Source organism: Pseudomonas sp. TAA207, assembly GCF_001529285.1.
GTDB classification, from domain to species: domain Bacteria; phylum Pseudomonadota; class Gammaproteobacteria; order Pseudomonadales; family Pseudomonadaceae; genus Aquipseudomonas; species Aquipseudomonas weihenstephanensis.
On record NZ_LLWJ01000068.1, the window covers coordinates 184,296 to 200,025 of the forward strand.

Annotated in this window: 15 protein-coding genes; 11 read left to right on the plus strand and 4 right to left on the minus strand. The window is 58.4% G+C overall.

What is annotated here, in order from left to right; translation table 11 throughout:
• Window positions 1–44: 44 nt before the first annotated feature.
• Window positions 45–1,592 (plus strand): glycoside hydrolase family 17 protein, encoded by a 1,548-nt coding sequence (locus tag AP059_RS15295; protein WP_059764228.1) that lies wholly within the window; start codon window positions 45–47, stop codon window positions 1,590–1,592.
• A gap of 104 nt (window positions 1,593–1,696) precedes the next feature.
• On the opposite strand, the gene AP059_RS15300 is transcribed toward AP059_RS15295, so the two are convergent.
• Window positions 1,697–2,062, minus strand: a complete 366-nt coding sequence (locus AP059_RS15300) for a hypothetical protein (protein ID WP_059764230.1) — start codon at window positions 2,060–2,062, stop codon at window positions 1,697–1,699.
• 231 nt (window positions 2,063–2,293) lie between these two features.
• On the opposite strand from AP059_RS15300, the gene AP059_RS15305 reads away from it, so the two are divergent.
• Window positions 2,294–3,592, plus strand: a complete 1,299-nt coding sequence (locus AP059_RS15305; RefSeq protein WP_059764233.1) for a serine/threonine protein kinase — start codon at window positions 2,294–2,296, stop codon at window positions 3,590–3,592.
• The gene (locus AP059_RS15310) at window positions 3,585–4,373 is read left to right on the plus strand and encodes an MlaA family lipoprotein (RefSeq protein WP_059764234.1); all 789 of its coding nucleotides are present in this window, start codon (window positions 3,585–3,587) and stop codon (window positions 4,371–4,373) included. The genes AP059_RS15305 and AP059_RS15310 overlap by 8 nt, the downstream gene beginning before the upstream one ends.
• A gap of 43 nt (window positions 4,374–4,416) precedes the next feature.
• On the opposite strand, the gene AP059_RS15315 is transcribed toward AP059_RS15310, so the two are convergent.
• Entirely contained in the window at window positions 4,417–5,562 is a 1,146-nt protein-coding gene (locus tag AP059_RS15315; RefSeq protein ID WP_059764236.1) for a patatin-like phospholipase family protein, read from the minus strand.
• 27 nt (window positions 5,563–5,589) lie between these two features.
• Complete coding sequence (locus tag AP059_RS15320) at window positions 5,590–6,522, minus strand: lipid A biosynthesis lauroyl acyltransferase (RefSeq protein ID WP_059764238.1); 933 nt, start codon at window positions 6,520–6,522, stop codon at window positions 5,590–5,592.
• Between the two features lie 120 nt (window positions 6,523–6,642).
• Here AP059_RS15320 and minC point away from each other — a divergent pair, with 120 nt between their 5' ends.
• From minC to AP059_RS15355, 7 genes are all read left to right on the plus strand, one after another.
• On the plus strand, window positions 6,643–7,380 hold the full coding sequence (gene minC / locus AP059_RS15325; protein ID WP_059764241.1) for a septum site-determining protein MinC: 738 nt from the start codon (window positions 6,643–6,645) through the stop codon (window positions 7,378–7,380).
• Window positions 7,381–7,581: 201 nt separating this feature from the next.
• Window positions 7,582–8,394 (plus strand): septum site-determining protein MinD, encoded by an 813-nt coding sequence (minD, locus tag AP059_RS15330; RefSeq protein WP_048365260.1) that lies wholly within the window; start codon window positions 7,582–7,584, stop codon window positions 8,392–8,394.
• A 3-nt stretch (window positions 8,395–8,397) separates the two neighbouring features.
• Complete coding sequence (gene minE, locus AP059_RS15335) at window positions 8,398–8,652, plus strand: cell division topological specificity factor MinE (RefSeq protein WP_059764243.1); 255 nt, start codon at window positions 8,398–8,400, stop codon at window positions 8,650–8,652.
• Between the two features lie 90 nt (window positions 8,653–8,742).
• Window positions 8,743–9,378 carry an RluA family pseudouridine synthase gene (locus AP059_RS15340; protein ID WP_048365258.1) on the plus strand — a complete coding sequence of 212 codons (636 nt, stop codon included), beginning with the start codon at window positions 8,743–8,745 and terminating at the stop codon, window positions 9,376–9,378.
• A gap of 261 nt (window positions 9,379–9,639) precedes the next feature.
• The gene (locus tag AP059_RS15345) at window positions 9,640–10,929 is read left to right on the plus strand and encodes a M18 family aminopeptidase (RefSeq protein ID WP_048365257.1); all 1,290 of its coding nucleotides are present in this window, start codon (window positions 9,640–9,642) and stop codon (window positions 10,927–10,929) included.
• 135 nt (window positions 10,930–11,064) lie between these two features.
• Window positions 11,065–11,247: a hypothetical protein gene (locus AP059_RS15350; protein WP_048365256.1), complete on the plus strand. Its 183-nt coding sequence runs from the start codon at window positions 11,065–11,067 to the stop codon at window positions 11,245–11,247.
• A 118-nt stretch (window positions 11,248–11,365) separates the two neighbouring features.
• Window positions 11,366–13,525, plus strand: coding sequence for a mechanosensitive ion channel domain-containing protein (locus AP059_RS15355; RefSeq protein ID WP_059764245.1), 2,160 nt, complete (start codon window positions 11,366–11,368; stop codon window positions 13,523–13,525).
• A 17-nt stretch (window positions 13,526–13,542) separates the two neighbouring features.
• Here the strand turns inward: AP059_RS15355 and AP059_RS15360 are convergent, their stop codons facing one another.
• Complete coding sequence (locus AP059_RS15360; RefSeq protein ID WP_059764247.1) at window positions 13,543–14,262, minus strand: UTRA domain-containing protein; 720 nt, start codon at window positions 14,260–14,262, stop codon at window positions 13,543–13,545.
• 344 nt (window positions 14,263–14,606) lie between these two features.
• Between AP059_RS15360 and AP059_RS15365 the strand changes: the two genes are divergently transcribed.
• Entirely contained in the window at window positions 14,607–15,674 is a 1,068-nt protein-coding gene (locus tag AP059_RS15365) for an ABC transporter substrate-binding protein (RefSeq protein ID WP_059764249.1), read from the plus strand.
• The last annotated feature ends 56 nt before the right edge of the window (window positions 15,675–15,730 follow it).

Here is a 15,730-nt window from a genome sequence, read left to right on the forward strand (position 1 = left end):
AATTGCAGGTAAGATGCGCGGCTTTGCTCCTATACGGCCTGCCCATGTCCGCGACTGCCCGCTTTCCAGCCCTGCCCTACCTCTTCGCCTGTCTACTTAGCCTGTTTGCAGTTGCCGGCTTCTGGTACGGCCTGGGCCAACCCGTCCTGTTGCCCGACGCGGCCACTGCGACACACAAACTGCAATGTGCCTCCTACACCCCGTTCGACAAAGATCAATCGCCCTTCGACCAACCGTTCGTGCCGCGCATTGAGCGCATGGATGCAGACCTGGCGTTACTCGCCACGCGCTTTCAGTGCATTCGCACCTACTCGCAGGCCGGGCTGGAGGCATTACCCGAGCTGGCCCGCAAGCACGGGCTCAAGTTGATGATCGGCGCCTGGGTAAGCCCGGACCCGATAGCGACCGCCGCAGAGGTCAAGGCGCTCATTGCATCGGCCAATGCCAACCCCGACGTCGTCAGTGCCGTGATCGTGGGTAACGAGGCCCTGCTGCGTAAAGAAATCACTGCCCCGCAACTGGTCACACTGATCGAGCAGGTAAAGCATCAAATCAAACAACCGGTGACGTACGCAGACGTATGGGAGTTCTGGTTACAACACCCTGAAATCGCACCTGCGGTGGATTTTCTGACCATTCACCTGCTGCCTTACTGGGAAGATGACCCGGCAGGCGTCGACCAAGCCGTGAAACACGTTGAACAGATCCGTGAAGTCTTCGGCAGCAAATTCGCCCCTAAAGACATCCTGATTGGTGAGACCGGCTGGCCCAGCGAAGGCCGACAGCGCGAAACAGCCCTGCCAAGTCGCGTCAACGAAGCCAAGTTCATTCGCGGCTTTGTCACCCTGGCCGAACAAAACGGCTGGAAGTACAACCTGATCGAAGCCTTTGACCAGCCCTGGAAACGTGGCAGCGAAGGAGCAGTAGGTGGCTACTGGGGGTTGTTTGACGCTGACCGCCAGGACAAAGGCATTCTGGCCGGGCCGGTCTCCAACTTGCCGCATTGGCCCGTTTGGCTCGGCTTGGGTACAGCCCTGCTCCTCGCCACCCTGCTGATTGGCGGGCGCGTTCGCAGCACGCGTGCAGCGTTGTTGTTGCCCGCACTGGGCGCAGTGTCAGGGTGCACGATCATTGCCTGGGCTGAACTGGCCTCCGTCACCAGCCGCTTTGCCGGGGAATGGGTGTGGGCCGGGGCACTCTTGGCCTTGAACCTGATTGTGATGACCCATGCGGCACTGGCCTTGGGTCAAAAAGAGGGGTGGCGCGAGCGCCTGTTCAATCACCTGGAACGCCGTGCGGGCTGGTGGTTGGCTGCTGCCGGATTTGCCGGGGCGGTGATGATGCTGGGGCTGGTGTTTGAACCGCGCTACCGCAGCTTCCCCAGTGCAGCCTTGTTGCTGCCCGCGCTGGTTTACCTGCTGCGCCCCGTGTGCGGACCACGGCGTGAGTTTGGCTTGCTGGCGTTTATCATCGGCGCTGGCATTCCGTTACAGCTGTATCGCGAAGGAGTGAGCAACGAACAGGCATGGGGGTGGGCGCTGGTTAGTCTGCTGCTGGTACTCGCTTTGTGGCGCAGCATACGCACTCGCTGAACGAGGCTCGAGCAGGCCGCGGCTACTCACTCAGTAGCCGCTGCGCCAGACACATCAGGTGCAGCGGTCTCGGCCTGCTCCCCGGCCACTGCAACTGGCCCTCCTCAAACTGTGCGCGCTCTTACCAGCCGCAGCCCCGCAATCACCACTGCAAACACGGCCAGACTGGCGTTATACAACGCCAGTGCAGGCAACCCGAATGCCAACGCCACAACCGCCAGTGCACTGCCAACGCGCCCGCGTACAAAAAACGCCACCACTGCGACTGCCACGGCAACCCAACCCATCGCCCTGAAGTGGATCAACCACCCCAGGTTGGCGCGCAACTGACACTCCCAACGTGTTGCTTCTGCCACGCACGTGCCTACCCACTGCGCATCTTCCATCAGGCCATAACGCAGGCCATAGCCGGCCGCCAGCCATACAGGCAAAGCAATTAGAAGCAATATAAATGGCAAACGAGGACGCATAACAACTCCGATAAGCAAAAGCGGCGCCCAGCTTAATCGCACTTATGGGCTATGCAAGCCTTGCAATCAGATATCTGTTCACTAAAGTCATTCAACGTGTATCTTGCGATAGCTAATTGCCTGCCTGCGACAACTTGGGGATTTATTTAGGGGTGCACCACGGCACTTCGACGTCAGCCCTGTGGTCATAGCCTGCGAATCTTCTCCGCACCTTCTCTAGGGATAGCCTTCATGCTTCGTTCTCTGCCCCTCGTCGCCCTTCTGGGCGGCCTATTACTGAGTGCGTCCGCGCAGGCGGTCGATGTCGACCCCGCCACCTATGGCTACCCGATTACTAATCCGTTTGAAGCCACCATCGCGACAACACCACCGCAGATGCGCCCCTATCTGCCGAGCGAAGATGACATCCGTCAATCGGACTACAGCCTGACGATGCGCCCTGAACGTGAGTTCACGCTGCCGGCCAACTTTTGGGCGGTAAAAAAACTCTCCTACCGCATGGCCAGGCAAGATCATCCGGCCCCTCTGATCTTCCTGATCGCAGGCACCGGTGCGCCCTATGACAGCAGCCTCAACGAATTCCTGAAAAAGCTGTTTTACCAGGCCGGTTATCACGTAGTGCAGCTGTCATCGCCCACCAGCTATGACTTTATGAGCGCAGCCTCACGCTATGCCACCCCCGGTATCAGCCAATACGACGCCGAAGATTTGTATCGCGTGATGCAGGCCATTCGCGCGCAGCAGGCCGACGTGCCCGTCACCGACTATTACCTCAGCGGGTATAGCCTTGGCGCGCTGAATGCCGCCTTTGTCAGCCACTTGGATGAAACCCGTAAAAGCTTCAACTTCAAAAAAGTGCTGATGCTCAACCCGCCAGTCAACCTGTACACCTCCATCAGCAACCTCGACAAACTGGTGCAAACAGAAGTTAAAGGCATCAACAACAGCACCACGTTCTACGAGCTGGTGTTGAACAAACTGACCGAGTACTTCAAGCAAAAAGGCTATGTCGACCTCAACGCAGCGCTGGTGTACGACATCCAGAACTCCAAAGAACGACTGACCAACGAACAAATGGCGATGCTGATCGGCACTATGTTCCGTTTCTCGTCGGCCGACATCGTGTTCACCTCGGACTTGATCAACCGCCGCGGTCTGATTACCCCGCCCAACTACCCGATCACCGAAGGCACCAGCCTGACGCCTTTCCTCAAGCGCTCCTTGCAGTGCGACTTTGACTGTTACCTGACCGAGCAAGTCATCCCGATGTGGCGCGCCCGCACCGATGGCGGCAGCCTGTTGCAACTGATCGATCAGGTCAGCCTGTACGCCCTCAAGGACTACCTGAAAAACAGCCCGAAGATCGCGGTCATGCACAATGCCGACGACATCATCCTCGGCCCTGGCGATTTGGGCTTTTTGCGTGAAACGTTCGGCAATCGCCTGACGGTGTACCCGTATGGTGGCCATTGCGGCAACCTCAACTACCGTGTCAACGCTGACGCTATGCTGGAGTTCTTCCGTGGCTAAACATCTATTACTGGCTGCCGCTCTACTGAGCGCCGGCGTCGCCCAAGCGGACAACAGCAAAGCACAGACCGAACGCACAGTAGATGCCGATGGCTTCACTGAGCCATTGAAGCTGCTCAAATTCAACCCGGGGCTGGATCAGCGAGAATTCGAACGCGCCACCATGAACGCCTTGAGCGTTTATGACCCGCTGGAGTCGGTCAACCGCCGCATCTACCACTTCAACTACCGGTTCGATCAATGGGTGTTCCTACCGGTGGTCAACGGCTACCGCTACGTGACCCCCAGTTTCCTGCGCACCGGCGTCAGCAACTTTTTCAACAACCTGGGTGATGTGCCCAACCTGTTCAATAGTCTGCTGCAACTCAAGGGCCATCGTTCACTGGAAACCACCGGGCGCCTGCTGCTGAACACCACACTGGGCGTAGCCGGTTTGTGGGACCCGGCCACGGCCATGGGGCTGCCACGCCAGAGCGAAGACTTCGGGCAAACCCTGGGCTTCTATGGCGTGCCCGGCGGCGCGTACTTGATGCTGCCGATTCTGGGGCCATCCAACCTGCGAGACACCACCGGCCTGGTGGTCGACTACGGCGCGAACCAGGAAATCAACTTCCTCAACGTGCCCCACGAAAGCACCCGCCACCCGGAAATCTGGGTGCTGGGCGCAGTCGACAAGCGCTACAACACCAGCTTCCGCTATGGCCAGTTCGACTCGCCGTTTGAATACGACAAGCTGCGCTACATCTATACAGAAGCGCGAAAACTGCAAATCGCCGAGTAAACCTCTCCCCTCCGGGCTGCGCTGCCTGCGCGCAGCCCGACGGCTAAATCCGCAGAAACGTGCACAACTGTTTGCGTTTGGCCAAAGCATCCATGCGCCCCAGCGCGATCAACTCGCGGCAATATCCCGCTTCGAACAACAAATAACTCAACACCCCCGCGCCACTGGTTTTAGTCGCTCCCGGCCCACGTAAAAACAGGCGTAGCGCCGCAGGCAACTCATGTCGGTGACGTGCGGCAATTTCGTCAATGGGCTGGCTCGGTGCAATCACCAGTACCTCCACCGGAGACAAACCCAAGTGGTCGGTTTGCCGAGGCAGCACGCGACTGAAGTGATTCAAACGCTCCAGCAGTTCGATATCACTCTCAAGGCTGTCGATAAACGTGCTGTTGAGCATGTGACCGCCTATCTGTGCCAACGTCGGTTGCTGCGCACTGAACTGACGTAGCTGGCTGTCTTGCGCATCTGGCCCGCGCGGGTTGCCACTGACCCCGACTACCAACACGCGGTTGGCGCCCAGATGCAGCGCAGGACTGATGGGGGCAGACTGACGGACCGCGCCATCACCGAAATACTCTTCGCCAATTTTGACCGGGGCAAACAACAAGGGGATGGCTGAACTGGCCAGTAAATGCTCAATCGTCAATGGCGTCGGCATTCCGATCCTGCGATGGCGTAACCAGCCGTCGATTGCGCCCTTACCCTCGTAGAACGTCACCGCCTGGCCCGATGAATAGCCGAACGCGGTGACCGCCACCGCACGCAGTTGCTGCGCCTCAATCGCTTGGTTGATGCCCGAAAAATTGATTTTGTCGCTGAGCAGCTCGCGCAGAGGTGAACTGTTGAGCAGCGCCACCGGCACCTGCGAGCCAAGCCCCAGCAGGCTATGGCCCACAAAACGACTGGCCTGGCGCATCACCCCCGGCCAGTCGCTGCGCAGCACGCGACGGCTTTCAAACGCCTGCCAGAACGCGGTCAAATGCTCCACCGCACTGGCAAAGTTCATTGCACCGCTGGCCAGGCTGACCGCATTGATAGCACCGGCGGAGGTGCCGACAATCACCGGAAATGGATTAGCCGCACCCTCAGGCAGCAACTCGGCAATCGCGGCCAGCACGCCCACCTGGTAGGCCGCGCGCGCACCACCCCCGGAAAGAATCAGACCTGTGACCGCCTGCGTGGCACTCAACGCAGCACTCCGAAGAGGCGATCACCCTCAGCGGCGTTTGTCGTACAACTTCGGCTCGCCCGGTGGACGTGTTTTGAACCGACGATGCGCCCACAGGTACTGCTCGGGGCACTCGCGGATAGCCCGCTCGACCCACTGATTGATGCGCAAGCAGTCCGCCTCATCGCTTTCTCCAGGGAAATCCTTCATCGGCGGATGAATCACCAACGTGTAACCACTGCCATCCGCCAGTCGTTGTTGAGTAAAGGGCACAACCAGCGCTTTGCCCAACTTGGCAAACTTGCTGGTCGCCGTGACAGTCGCCGCCTGAATACCGAATAGCGGCACGAAAATACTTTGCTTGGCGCCGTAGTCCTGGTCAGGTGCGTACCAGATCGCCCGCCCGGAGCGCAGCAATTTGAGCATGCCGCGCACGTCGTCGCGCTCCACGGCCAATGAATCCAGATTGTGCCGCTCACGGCCTCGACGCTGAATAAAGTCGAACAGCGGGTTGCCATGCTCGCGGTACATGCCGTCGATGGTGTGCTTCTGACCGAGCAAGGCGGCGCCAATTTCCAGCGTGGTGAAGTGGAACGCCATCAAGATCACGCCCCGGCCTTCCAGTTGCGCCTGCTTGAGGTGCTCCAGCCCTTCTATATGGGCGAGCTTGGCCAAACGTGGTTTGGACCACCACCAGCTCATGGCCATTTCAAAAAAGGCGATGCCGGTGGAGGCGAAGTTTTCTTTCAACAGGTGTTTGCGCTCGGCCGCGCACTTGTCGGGAAAACACAGTTCGAGGTTACGCGCGGCAATACGTCGACGGTCACCGGCCACACGGTACATGAGCGCACCCAGCGCGCGACCGTTACACAGTTGTAACCGGTAGGGCAGTTGAACCACCAGCCAGAGCACGCCCAGGCCGAGCCAAAGCAGCCAAAAACGCGGGTGAAAAAAAGTGGCACGAAAACGCGGGCGATCCATTAATGATTCCGGACAGACACAAGGGCCGGGCATTCTACATCGTTAGACCCCGCTTGCGGCTGGCGGGCGTTCTCGTTATAAGTCTCAGCACTTTAAGTGACAAGCCGCATTAAGCCGACCATGAGCCAAACCGAATCGCTAGACCAAGCCCCTGTGTTCCAGCTTAAGGGCAGTATGCTCGCCATCACGGTGCTGGAACTGGCCAAAAACAACCTTGAAGCCCTTGATCGCCAACTGGCCGCCAAGGTGGCTCAAGCACCCAATTTTTTCAGCAACACACCGCTCGTGCTGGCTCTGGACAAAATGCCCGCAGGCGAAGGCGCCATTGATTTGCCCGGCCTGATGCGCGTGTGCCGCCAACATGGCCTGCGCACCCTGGCGATCCGTGCCAGCCGCATTGAAGACATTGCCGCCGCCATCGCTATCGACCTGCCAGTGCTGCCGCCCTCCGGTGCACGTGAACGGCCGATTGAACCGGTTGAAGCCCAGGTCAAGAAAAAGCCCGAAAAACCGCCCGAGCCCGTGATCAAGCCGACCAAAATCATTACCACCCCGGTACGCGGTGGGCAGACGGTGTACGCCGAAGGCGGCGACCTTGTGGTGATGGCGGCCGTCAGCCCCGGTGCGGAACTTATGGCCGATGGCAACATCCATGTGTACGGGCCTATGCGCGGTCGCGCACTGGCCGGACATAAAGGCAACACCAAGGCGCGGATTTTCTGTCAGCAGCTGAGCGCCGAGCTGGTGTCGATTGCCGGCAAGTACAAAGTATCCGAAGACCTGCGCCGCGATCCGCTGTGGGGCGCAGGGGTTCAAATCAGTCTGTCAAGTGACATGTTGAACATCACCCGTCTTTAACGGATACTCTCGCCATTTTCCAACCGTCTCAAAAGCGCAGAGAAAACAGTTTAAATCTTGTAGGAAGTACGTAATCAGGCGGTATTGACTGCACGTCAGTGTTAGCCCGAACGACAACCCGCCAGGCCTGTTCACCTGCCGTCGTTAATAGAGATGTTATTCAGGGGCTAAAAAGTCCTTTTTCCTTAGGGGTGAAACACCTTGGCCAAGATTCTCGTGGTTACATCCGGCAAGGGTGGTGTGGGTAAGACCACCACCAGCGCCGCTATCGGTACCGGCCTCGCACTGCGCGGTCACAAAACAGTCATCGTCGATTTCGACGTTGGCCTGCGTAACCTGGACTTGATCATGGGCTGCGAGCGCCGCGTGGTGTATGACTTCGTTAACGTGGTCAATGGCGAAGCCAACCTGCAACAGGCACTGATCAAAGACAAGCGCCTGGAAAACCTGTACGTGCTGGCCGCCAGCCAGACCCGTGACAAAGATGCGCTGACCAAAGAAGGCGTCGAAAAAGTTCTGATGGAACTTAAAGAAACCTTCGACTTCGTGGTCTGCGACTCCCCGGCCGGCATCGAAACCGGTGCTCACCTGGCCATGTACTTCGCCGATGAAGCGATTGTCGTGACCAACCCGGAAGTGTCCTCGGTACGTGACTCCGACCGGATGCTGGGCCTGCTGGCGAGCAAGTCGCGTCGCGCCGAGCTGGGTGAAGACCCAATCAAAGAACACCTGCTGCTGACCCGCTACAACCCTGAGCGCGTCAGTAAAGGCGAGATGCTGGGCGTTGAAGACGTCAAAGAAATTCTGGCCGTGGCCCTGCTGGGCGTGATTCCGGAATCTCAGGCCGTGCTCAAGGCTTCCAACCAGGGCGTGCCCGTGATCCTTGATGATCAAAGCGACGCCGGTCAGGCCTACAGCGATGCGGTTGATCGCTTGCTGGGCAAAACCGTTGAGCATCGTTTCCTCGATGCACAGAAGAAGGGATTCTTCGAGCGCCTGTTTGGAGGCAACTAAGCAATGAATATTTTTGACTTCTTTCGTACAAGGAAATCACCCACCACGGCGTCGGTGGCGAAAGAGCGTCTACAGATCATCGTGGCGCATGAACGCGGCCAGCGCAGTACGCCGGATTACCTGCCAGCTCTGCAAAAAGAACTGGTCGCAGTGATCCGCAAGTACGTCAACATCGAGTCTGATCAAGTTCAAATTGCCCTTGAAAACGAAGGCAGCTGCTCGATCCTGGAACTCAATATCACCCTGCCAGATCGTTAATCAATCCGGCTGACACCACGGCGACCTGGGCGCCTTCTCTTATAAGAAGGCTCCCACGTCGCCGTTGGCGTTTCTCATGAGGCTGTTTTAATGCCGTTGTCGAACATCCATATCATCCACGAGGACGCTGGTGTTCTTGTGGTCAACAAACCGACGTTGCTGCTGTCCGTGCCCGGCCGTGCAGATGACAACAAGGATTGCCTGATCACCCGCCTGCAAGAAAACGGCTACCCCGAAGCGCGGATCGTGCATCGGCTGGACTGGGAAACCTCCGGGATCATTTTGCTGGCGCGTGACGCCGACACCCACCGCGAACTGTCTCGTCAATTTCATGACCGCGAAACCGAAAAAGCCTACACCGCCTTGGCATGGGGCCAGCCAGAACTGGACAGCGGCAGCATTGATTTGCCACTGCGCTACGACCCGCCGACCAAGCCCCGGCATGTGGTGGATCACGAGTTCGGCAAAAATGCGCTGACGTTCTGGAAAGTACTGGAGCGCTGCGGGGATTATTGCCGGGTTGAACTGACGCCCATTACCGGGCGCTCGCACCAACTGCGCGTCCACATGCTGTCTATCGGCCATCCGCTGTTGGGTGACGGTCTGTATGCCCATGAGCAAGCGCTCGCGGCTTACCCGCGCCTGTGCCTGCACGCCAGCATGCTGAGTTTCACTCACCCGCAAACCGGTGAACGCTTGCGCTTCGAATGCCCCGCTCCGTTTTAAACCAGGCCCTGCCCGTTAGCGCGTGGACGGATAACACCTGTAGGCACTGACGAGTAAAACGAGGCTGTGATCGGCGCCAAAGCCGTCGTAAAACCGTTAAATCCGCTGTGTCAGCTGTACCGCAGTGATTTGGATTTACGGCCGCTTCGCGCCCGATCGCAGCCTGCGTACCTGGGCAGCGACTACAGGTTTCACGTTCATTTGAGGTCAATTCTTGCGACCAATGCGCTAAACTCGCGGCCTTGCTGTCTGGAGTAACTTATGCGCGAAGAGTTGAACCAAGGCCTGATCGACTTTCTCAAGGCCTCCCCTACCCCCTTTCATGCCACCGCCAGTCTGGTTCAGCGTCTGGAGGCCGCCGGTTATCAGCGCCTCGACGAACGCGAAACCTGGTTCACTGAAGCCAACGGGCGCTATTACGTCACTCGCAACGACTCCTCTATCGTTGCCTTCAAGCTGGGCCGCCACTCACCTTTGCACGGTGGTATTCGCATGGTCGGCGCGCACACAGACAGCCCCTGCCTGCGAGTCAAGCCTCAGCCCGAACTGCAACGTCAGGGTTTTTGGCAATTGGGCGTTGAGGTGTATGGCGGCGCGTTGCTCGCCCCCTGGTTTGACCGCGACCTGTCGCTGGCCGGGCGTGTCACCTTCCGCCGCGACGGCATGGTCGAAAGCCAACTGATTGACTTCAGAACGCCTATCGCCACCATTCCCAACCTGGCGATTCACCTCAATCGCGCCGCCAACGAAGGCTGGGCGATCAACCCGCAAACCGAGCTGCCACCGATTCTGGCGCAGGTCGCGGGCGATGAGCGGGTAGACTTTCGCGCCTTGCTGACCGACCAACTGGCGCGCGAGCACGGCCTGAATGCCGACGTGGTGCTCGATTTCGAGCTGAGCTTCTACGATACCCAAAGTGCCGCGGTGATTGGTCTGAACAGCGACTTCATTGCCGGGGCACGTCTGGACAACTTGCTGTCGTGCTACGCCGGTTTGCAAGCGCTGCTCAATACCGAAACCGATGAAACCTGCCTGTTTGTGGCCAACGACCACGAAGAAGTCGGCTCCTGTTCAGCCTGCGGCGCTGACGGCCCGATGCTGGAGCAAATCCTGCAACGCCTGCTGCCTGAAGGTGATGAGTTCGTACGCACCATTCAAAAATCGCTGCTGGTGTCTGCTGACAACGCTCACGGCGTACACCCCAACTACGCCGACAAGCACGACGCCAACCACGGTCCAAAGCTCAACGCAGGCCCGGTGATCAAGGTCAACAGCAACCAGCGTTACGCCACCAACAGCGAAACAGCCGGCTTCTTCCGTCACTTGTGCATGGCCGAAGAAGTGCCCGTGCAAAGCTTTGTGGTGCGCAGCGACATGGGATGTGGTTCGACCATCGGCCCGATTACCGCCAGCCACCTGGGTGTGCGCACAGTGGATATCGGCCTGCCGACATTTGCCATGCACTCCATTCGCGAACTGGCGGGCAGCCATGACCTGGCGCATCTGGTCAAAGTGTTAAGTGCGTTCTACGCCAGCCAGCAACTGCCTTAAAAAGCATTTCACTGCGCATGCTCTGGAGCACCGCAGCGGTGCTCCAGGCGAAAGGCTCAAATTTGATACACGTCACCGCAAAATTTTGTAAAGACGCCTAGACTTGAGCGCATTCATTCCTTCAGGTCCATAACAATGATTGAGATGTCTGCGTTCCACTCCATGATGATTCCCATTGTGTGCGGCATGCTGCTGCTGACCATCGGTTTCACCCTTCGCGAGCGAACCAGCGGCATCGGCGTCCTGATGATCTGGTGCGGCATGCTGCTGATTTTCGGCACCATCGTGTTCAAGATACTTGCCAAGCTGAACTCATAAACGTTTCGTTTCTTTTCGTAAAATCCAGCGATGATTGATTTCATGTGTGACAAGAAATGAATCATCGCTGGCCCTAGCGTACACTCGCTCAACCCGCTTCCTTTGAGGTTGATCGCCCTTGTTTCTTCGTCTGCTCGCCCTGCCCTATTTCCTGCTCGCTTGCGTGCTGACGCTGCTCCCCCTGGCCTCAGCCCAGGCCGTTGGCTTGCCCGGTTTGCTGGGCAGTTCGGATAAGTCCCAGGCCCAACCCGCCGAGCCGCTGGGCCAATCGCTGGACGAGGTGATCAAGAACCTTGAGAGCGACCAGCAACGCAGCAAACTGCTGGCCGACCTGAAAAAACTGCGCGATGCGACCAAAAAAGCCCAACCCGAGGCCGAGCTGGGAGTGCTCGGGTTGATTGGCAGCACGCTGGGTGATCTTGAAAAACAATTCACCGGCACGGACAGCCCGTCTTATCGTTGGGCACGGGAAATTGAACAAGCCCAGGACGAACTCAAAGCCCTGATGCTGCCCGCCAGTCAGTGGCTGCCGATCATCTTCGCCTTTGCCCTGATCATCATGCTGTGGAGCCTGCTGGCCGCCCTGCTGATTTGGGTCAGCCATCGGGTGCGCTTGCGTTTTGGCTTGAGTGAAGAGCTGCCGCAGCACCCCAAGGCGGTGGACATGCTGCGCTTTGCCTTGCGCAAACTGGGGCCGTGGCTGGTGGCCTTGATGATCACCGTGTACATGAGTTACTCGCTGCCGTCCTCGCTAGGCAAAGATCTGGCGATGGTGCTGGCCTACGCGCTGGTTATTGGCACCTGCTTTTCGGCGATTTGTGTGATCGCGTTCTCGCTGCTCGATGGCCCGCACCGCCATCGCGCGCTGCACATTCTGCGTCATCAGGCATTCCGCCCGTTGTGGTGGATCGGCAGTTTTGCAGCGTTCGGCGAAGCCCTCAGCGACCCGCGACTGGTGGCCACGCTGGGCGTGCATTTGGCCCATACCGCCGCGACGTTCGCCAATGTGATGGCAGCGCTGTCCACCGGGCTGTTTATCATCCGCTTCCGTCGACCGATTGCGCACCTGATCCGTAACCAGCCGTTATCGCGACGCCTGACCCGCCGCGCCTTGAGTGACACCATCGAGTTACTCGGTACTTACTGGTGGATCGCAGCATTGATTCTGGTGGGCATTTCGTTGGCCGCCACCTTCATTTCCGCTGGCGACACCAGCACCGCCTTGCGCCAATCGCTGATCTGCACCGTGCTGGTGGTGCTGTGCATGGTGATCAACGGGTTGGTGCGCCGACATGCGCACAAGCCTCAACGCGGGCACAAACGTCACGCGCTGTATTCGGAGCGCCTCAAGAGCTTTGTCTACACTCTGGCGCATCTGGTGGTGTGGCTGGTGTTCATTGAATTGGGGTTGCGGGTGTGGGGCTTGTCGCTGATCCGCTTCACCGAAGGTGATGGCCATGAAATCACCGTCAAACTGTTTGGCCTGGGCGGCACGCTGTTATTTGCCTGGCTGATCTGGATTCTTGCCGACACCGCCATTCACCACGCCCTGACCCGCTCGCGCAAAGGGCTGGCGAATGCACGCGCGCAAACCATGATGCCGCTGATTCGCAACGTGCTGTTCGCGGCCATTTTTATCATTGCCCTGATCGTCGCCCTGGCCAACATGGGCATGAACGTAACGCCGCTGCTGGCCGGTGCCGGTGTGATCGGTCTGGCCATTGGTTTCGGTGCGCAATCGCTGGTTGCGGACTTGATTACCGGCCTGTTCATCATCATTGAAGACTCGCTGGCCATCGACGATTACGTGGACGTCGGCGGCCACCTCGGCACCGTTGAAGGGCTGACGATTCGCACCGTGCGTCTGCGCGATATCGACGGCATTGTGCACACCATCCCGTTCAGCGAAATCAAAAGCATCAAGAACTATTCCCGCGAGTTCGGCTACGCGATCTTTCGCGTGGCGATCCCGTACAACATGGAAATCGACGATGCGATCAAACTGATGCGTGACGTTGGGCAAAAAATGCGCACCGATCCGCTTCAGCGTCGCAACATTTGGTCGCCCCTGGAGATTCAGGGCGTGGAGAGCTTCGAGTCCGGCAGCGCGATTTTGCGTGCCCGCTTCAAGACCGCGCCGATCAAGCAATGGGAAGTGTCCCGCGCGTTTAACCTGTCGCTCAAACGGCATCTGGATGAGGCGGGGCTGGACTTGGCAACCCCGCGCTTGAGCGTGCAAGTCGTCACCGCGGGGAGTGGCATTTTGCAAAAGGATTAAAGACTACGCCGATCAGATTATTGCGCCAGTACGTCGACCCCGACGTGGATCGCGTCATGTCGCCAATACTCCAGGTCGCAATCAATCAGCCGCTCGTGCTGATCGTAGTTAACCCGCGCTATGCGCAGGCCGGGGCTGCCCGTTGACACCTTCAAGGTGGCGGCAGCTTGCCCAGGCAATGCCGTGGGCACGATTTCAAACTGCACCCGGCCATAGTGCAAATCGTAGTGCCGGGCATACAGTTCGGTGATTGACTGCGTGAGGTCGAACTCAAGAATCCGAGGGAAATATTGCGGGTTGAGATAGTGCTCGACATACAACACCCGTCGCCCATCAATGCACCGCCCGCGACAGATCTGAATCACGCTCGACAGTGCGGGCAACTTCAAGCGCTCACACACCGCGGCTGACGCAGGTTGCAGGCGCGCCGAAAGCACCTGCGTGGTGGCCACCCGGCCTTGAGCGCTGACCATCGCGTGAAAGTGACTGCGCTGCATCAAGTTGTAGGCCAGGCGCGGCGGTGAAATAAACCAGCCTCGGCGCTCCTCGCGGTACACCAACCCTTGCGCTTCTAACTGTAACAACGCCTCGCGCAGCGTCACGCGGGTCGTGGAGAACAGTTCGCTGAGTTTGCGCTCGGCCGGCAACTGACTGCCGCAGGCCAACAGGCCACATTCAATTTGTTCTTGCAGCGCGCGGCTGATCGCTGTCACCGCTTTGGGTGCACCTGTTTGCATCAACGTTACCTATCTGGACTAGTCCAGCACCAAACACGGGCCAGCGCGCTGTTCAATAGCCGCGCCGTGAGACTGCCAAGCCTAGGCAGATCACATGACTGTTCGATGACACGCCTGGCCATCATGCCCCGACCCATGCGGCCAAAGCCCCTGAATCCGGGGCTTTCGGCATGGTCTACGCTTACCCGCAACAAGTACTGAAACCCCAACTGGGCCGTGTCTGGTGGAGGCCGACATTAAAGTGTCATACGTGCGCCTTAAATTGGCTCAGGTATTGCTGACCTAGACCAACCCACTGCAAAAAATCAATAAAACCCAGCGTGAAAACGCCCCAGGAGCTACGGATGAAACAGTTTTTTCTGGCATCACTGTTAGGTTCAAGCATTGCCCTGTGCACCACGGCCATGGCCGCTGACGTCGACTTGAAAACCCTCGAAGCAGCGGCCCGTGCCGAAGGCACTGTCAACAGCGTGGGCATGCCCGATGACTGGGCCAACTGGAAAGGCACGTGGGCAGACCTGAATAAGCTTTACGGCCTCAAACACATCGACACAGACATGAGTTCGGCACAAGAAGTGGCCAAGTTTGCGGCCGAAAAAGACAACGCCAGTGCCGATATCGGGGACGTGGGTGCAGCCTTCGGCCCGATCGCCGTGGCCAAAGGCGTCACCCAGCCGTACAAACCGACAACGTGGGAGCAAATCCCGGATTGGGCAAAAGACAAAGACGGCAACTGGGCATTGGCCTACACCGGCACCATTGCGTTTATCGTCAACAAAAAACTTTTGCACGGCTCCGAAGTGCCGACCACGTGGTCCGACCTCAAAACCGGCAAGTACAAAGTGTCCATCGGTGATGTCAGCACGGCGGCGCAAGCCACCAACGGCGTCTTGGCTGCCGCGATCGCCAATAAAGGTGATGAGACCAACATCCAGCCCGCGTTGTTGATGTTTGCCGACATCGCCAAACAAGGTCGCTTGTCACTGGCCAATCCGACCATCGCCACGATGGAAAAAGGTGAAGTGGAAGTCGGCGTGGTCTGGGATTTCAATGGCTTGAGCTACAAGGCAAAAATGGCTAACCCCGATGATTACGTGGTGCTGATCCCCTCCGATGGCTCGGTGATTTCGGGTTACACCACCCTCATCAATAAATACGCCAAGCACCCGAACGCGGCCAAGCTGACCCGCGAATTCATCTTCAGTGATGCGGGCCAGACCAACCTGGCGCGAGGCAATGCGCGGCCGATTCGCGCTGAACACCTCAAGCTGCCCGAAGACGTGCAAAAACAACTGCTGCCAAACGAGCAGTACAAGAACGTAACGCCGATCAAAGATGCCGCTGCCTGGGAGAAAACCTCCAAAGCCCTGCCGCAGCTGTGGCAAGAAGAAGTCATCATCAACATGCAATAACCCCGTAGAAGCTGCCGAGGCACGGAGGCGGCGATCTTTTTATTGAGCAAAAGATC